Origin of the sequence: Paucilactobacillus suebicus DSM 5007 = KCTC 3549 (genome assembly GCF_001434475.1) — a bacterium.
GTDB classification, from domain to species: domain Bacteria; phylum Bacillota; class Bacilli; order Lactobacillales; family Lactobacillaceae; genus Paucilactobacillus; species Paucilactobacillus suebicus.
In genome coordinates this window covers 1-5,271 of record NZ_AZGF01000056.1, presented here as the reverse complement: position 1 = coordinate 5,271, position 5,271 = coordinate 1, and the positions used below count along the sequence as shown (strand labels likewise).

At 49.8% G+C, this 5,271-nt stretch carries 2 tRNA genes and 3 rRNA genes; all 5 read right to left on the bottom strand.

Annotated elements, in window-relative coordinates:
• Positions 1-96: ribosomal RNA gene (gene rrf / locus FD16_RS12285) — 5S ribosomal RNA — on the bottom strand; the annotation flags it as partial.
• An 80-nt stretch (positions 97-176) separates the two neighbouring features.
• Positions 177-3,100, bottom strand: a 23S ribosomal RNA gene (locus FD16_RS12280).
• A gap of 203 nt (positions 3,101-3,303) precedes the next feature.
• A tRNA-Ala gene (locus FD16_RS12275) sits at positions 3,304-3,376 on the bottom strand.
• Between the two features lie 5 nt (positions 3,377-3,381).
• Positions 3,382-3,455 (bottom strand) — tRNA-Ile (locus FD16_RS12270).
• Between the two features lie 94 nt (positions 3,456-3,549).
• A 16S ribosomal RNA gene (locus FD16_RS12265) occupies positions 3,550-5,126 on the bottom strand.
• Positions 5,127-5,271 lie beyond the last annotated feature (145 nt).

The following is a 5,271-nucleotide window of genomic DNA, read 5'->3' as shown; positions in this document are numbered from 1 at the left end:
GCAGGGAGCGATCCCCCAACTACTCTCGGCGCTTAGAAGCTTAACTTCTGTGTTCGGCATGGGAACAGGTGTATCCTTCTAGCCGTCATTACCACACTAGCACTTACGTGCTGAGAACTTGCGCTCTCAAAACTAAATAATATCTACTTTTCTTCTTCACAACCGTCACCGCTTGCTTGGTTAAGTCCTCGACCGATTAGTATTGGTCCGCTTCATGCATCACTGCACTGCCACTTCCAACCTATCTACCTCATCATCTCTGAGGGGTCTTACTCTTCCCGAAGGAAGATGGGAAATCTCATCTCGAGGCGAGTTTCACACTTAGATGCTTTCAGCGTTTATCTCATCCATACGTAGCTACCCAGCGATGCTCCTGGCGGAACAACTGGTACACCAGCGGTATGTCCATCCCGGTCCTCTCGTACTAAGGACAGCTCCTCTCAAATTTCCTGCGCCCGCGACGGATAGGGACCGAACTGTCTCACGACGTTCTGAACCCAGCTCGCGTACCGCTTTAATGGGCGAACAGCCCAACCCTTGGGACCGACTACAGCCCCAGGATGCGATGAGCCGACATCGAGGTGCCAAACCTCCCCGTCGATGTGGACTCTTGGGGGAGATAAGCCTGTTATCCCCAGGGTAGCTTTTATCCGTTGAGCGATGGCCCTTCCATACGGTACCACCGGATCACTAAGCCCGACTTTCGTCCCTGCTCGACCTGTCTGTCTCGCAGTCAAGCTCCCTTGTGCCTTTACACTCTGCGAATGATTTCCAACCATTCTGAGGGAACCTTTGGGCGCCTCCGTTACTTTTTAGGAGGCGACCGCCCCAGTCAAACTGCCTACCTGACACTGTCTCCCACCACGATGAGTGGTGCGGGTTAGAGTGGTCATACAGCGAGGGTAGTATCCCACTAACGCCTCCACCGAAACTAGCGTTCCGGTTTCTACGGCTCCTACCTATTCTGTACAAGCGGTACAAACACTCAATATCAAGCTACAGTAAAGCTCCATGGGGTCTTTCCGTCCTGTCGCGGGTAACCTGCTTCTTCACAGGTATATCAATTTCACCGAGTCTCTCGTTGAGACAGTGCCCAGATCGTTACGCCTTTCGTGCGGGTCGGAACTTACCCGACAAGGAATTTCGCTACCTTAGGACCGTTATAGTTACGGCCGCCGTTTACTGGGGCTTCAATTCTGAGCTTCGCCGAAGCTAACCCATCCTTTTAACCTTCCAGCACCGGGCAGGCGTCAGCCCCTATACTTCATCTTTCGATTTTGCAGAAACCTGTGTTTTTGATAAACAGTCGCCTGGGCCTATTCACTGCGGCTGCACTTGCGTGCAGCACCCCTTCTCCCGAAGTTACGGGGTCATTTTGCCGAGTTCCTTAACGAGAGTTCACTCGCTCACCTTAGGATTCTCTCCTCGACTACCTGTGTCGGTTTGCGGTACGGGCAGTTAACTATTCACTAGAAGCTTTTCTCGGCAGTGTGACATCGGCAACTTCGCTAATTAAATTTCGCTCCCCATCACAACTTGTCCGTAGAGATTAAAGCATTTAACTCTAATCAAGACTTGTTGCTTGGCCAGACTCTTCCAATCGTCTGGTTTGCTTAGCCTCCTGCGTCCCTCCATTGCTCAAACACAGTTAACTGGTACAGGAATCTCAACCTGTTATCCATCGCTTACGCCTTTCGGCCTCAGCTTAGGTCCCGACTTACCCTGGGAGGACGAGCCTTCCCCAGGAAACCTTAGTCATTCGGTGGACAGGATTCTCACCTGTCTTTCGCTACTCATACCGGCATTCTCACTTCTAAGCGCTCCACCAGTCCTCACGGTCTGACTTCGTCGCCCTTAGAACGCTCTCCTACCACGCATCCTTACGGATGCATCCACAGTTTCGGTAATATGCTTAGCCCCGGTACATTTTCGGCGCAGGATCACTCGACTAGTGAGCTATTACGCACTCTTTAAATGGTGGCTGCTTCTGAGCCAACATCCTAGTTGTCTGTGCAACTCCACATCCTTTTCCACTTAGCATATATTTTGGGACCTTAACTGGTGATCTGGGCTGTTCCCCTTTTGACGATGGATCTTATCACTCACCGTCTGACTCCCGGACATAAATCAATGGCATTCGGAGTTTATCTGAATTCAGTAACCCATGACGGGCCCCTAGTCCAAACAGTGCTCTACCTCCATGATTCTTAATCCGAGGCTAGCCCTAAAGCTATTTCGGAGAGAACCAGCTATCTCCAAGTTCGTTTGGAATTTCACCGCTACCCACACCTCATCCCAGCCATTTTCAACTGACACGGGTTCGGTCCTCCAGTGCGCTTTACCGCACCTTCAACCTGGACATGGGTAGGTCACCTGGTTTCGGGTCTACAACTACATACTTCATACGCCCATTTCAGACTCGCTTTCGCTACGGCTCCGGTTTTTTCACCTTAACCTGGCATGCAATCGTAACTCGCCGGTTCATTCTACAATAGGCACGCGGTCACCCATTAACGGGCTCCCACTGTTTGTAGGCACATGGTTTCAGGAACTATTTCACTCCCCTTCCGGGGTGCTTTTCACCTTTCCCTCACGGTACTGGTTCACTATCGGTCACTAGGGAGTATTTAGCCTTGGGAGATGGTCCTCCCGGATTCCGACGGAATTTCACGTGTTCCGCCGTACTCAGGATCCTGAACTGAGAGTAACACGTTTCGTCTACGGGACTATCACCCGCTCTGGTTCAGCTTCCCAGCTGATTCGACTACGTCTTACTTTGGTAACTCAAATGTTCAGTCCTACAACCCCAACAAGCAAGCTCGTTGGTTTGGGCTCTTCCCGTTTCGCTCGCCGCTACTCAGGGAATCGATTTTTCTTTCTCTTCCTGCAGCTACTTAGATGTTTCAGTTCACTGCGTCTACCTCTGCTCAGCTATGTATTCACTGACCAGTAACTAACGATTAAATTAGCTGGGTTTCCCCATTCGGAAATCTCCGGATCAAAGCGTACTTACCGCTCCCCGAAGCATATCGTTGTTAGTAACGTCCTTCATCGGCTCCTAGTACCAAGGCATTCACCATGCGCCCTTTATAACTTAACCTTGTCATACCACTACGTGGTACCACAGATTAATTGAGTATTACGCGATGCAATCTAACTACATTATTAAAAAACTCAAATAACGCGGTGTTCTCGGTTGTTTTAAAAAATTATTTCGATATTATTTAGTTTTCAAAGTACAAATTNTATTTCGATATTATTTAGTTTTCAAAGTACAAGTCCTGCCAACCTGTCGGTCGGCAATGGAGAATAGCGGGATCGAACCGCTGACCCCCTGCTTGCAAAGCAGGTGCTCTCCCATCTGAGCTAATTCCCCAAATATGGGCCTAAATGGACTCGAACCATCGACCTCACGCTTATCAGGCGTGCGCTCTAACCAGCTGAGCTATAGGCCCAAATAAGCATTTATATAATTAAGCNCTGAGGGTAAACCCCTCAAAACTAAACAAAGTTTCGACGCTATGTGCAAGGTTCCGTTTTATTCCTTAGAAAGGAGGTGATCCAGCCGCAGGTTCTCCTACGGCTACCTTGTTACGACTTCACCCTAATCATCTGTCCCACCTTAGGCGGCTGGCTCCTAAAAGGTTACCCCACCGACTTTGGGTGTTACAAACTCTCATGGTGTGACGGGCGGTGTGTACAAGGCCCGGGAACGTATTCACCGCGGCATGCTGATCCGCGATTACTAGCGATTCCGACTTCGTGTAGGCGAGTTGCAGCCTACAGTCCGAACTGAGAACGGCTTTAAGAGATTAGCTTACCCTCGCGAGTTCGCAACTCGTTGTACCGTCCATTGTAGCACGTGTGTAGCCCAGGTCATAAGGGGCATGATGATTTGACGTCGTCCCCACCTTCCTCCGGTTTGTCACCGGCAGTCTCACCAGAGTGCCCAACTAAATGCTGGCAACTGATAATAAGGGTTGCGCTCGTTGCGGGACTTAACCCAACATCTCACGACACGAGCTGACGACAACCATGCACCACCTGTCTTAGCGTCCCCGAAGGGAACGTCTCATCTCTGAGATTGGCGCTAGATGTCAAGACCTGGTAAGGTTCTTCGCGTTGCTTCGAATTAAACCACATGCTCCACCGCTTGTGCGGGCCCCCGTCAATTCCTTTGAGTTTCAACCTTGCGGTCGTACTCCCCAGGCGGAATGCTTAATGCGTTAGCTGCAGCACTGAAGGGCGGAAACCCTCCAACACTTAGCATTCATCGTTTACGGCATGGACTACCAGGGTATCTAATCCTGTTCGCTACCCATGCTTTCGAGCCTCAGCGTCAGTTACAGACCAGACAGCCGCCTTCGCCACTGGTGTTCTTCCATATATCTACGCATTTCACCGCTACACATGGAGTTCCACTGTCCTCTTCTGCACTCAAGTCTCCCAGTTTCCGATGCACTTCTTCGGTTAAGCCGAAGGCTTTCACATCAGACTTAAAAAACCGCCTGCGCTCGCTTTACGCCCAATAAATCCGGATAACGCTTGCCACCTACGTATTACCGCGGCTGCTGGCACGTAGTTAGCCGTGGCTTTCTGGTTAAATACCGTCACTACCTAAGCAGTTACTCTTAGATACGTTCTTCTTTAACAACAGAGTTTTACGAGCCGAAACCCTTCTTCACTCACGCGGTGTTGCTCCATCAGGCTTGCGCCCATTGTGGAAGATTCCCTACTGCTGCCTCCCGTAGGAGTATGGGCCGTGTCTCAGTCCCATTGTGGCCGATCAACCTCTCAGTTCGGCTACGTATCATTGCCTTGGTAAGCCGTTACCTTACCAACTAGCTAATACGCCGCGGGTCCATCCAGAAGTGATAGCACAAAGGCCATCTTTTAAATCAAAACCATGTGGTTTTGACTTTTATGCGGTATTAGCATCTGTTTCCAAATGTTATCCCCCACTTCTGGGCAGGTTACCCACGTGTTACTCACCCGTCCGCCACTCATTCCAATGTCTCGTCAATTAGGTGCAAGCACCGTCAATCAGAAACGAGAATGCGTACGACTTGCATGTATTAGGCACACCGCCAGCGTTCATCCTGAGCCAGGATCAAACTCTCATATAATATGAAAAGCTTGTTAAGCTCTTTTTGATTTGTTATTACTTTAAGCGAATTGACTTCGCAAATGTTTTTGTCTTTAATCCTTACGGATTAAAGAGCCCTGCACATTTGATTCGTCGAAACTTTGTTCAGTTTTCAAAGGTCTACC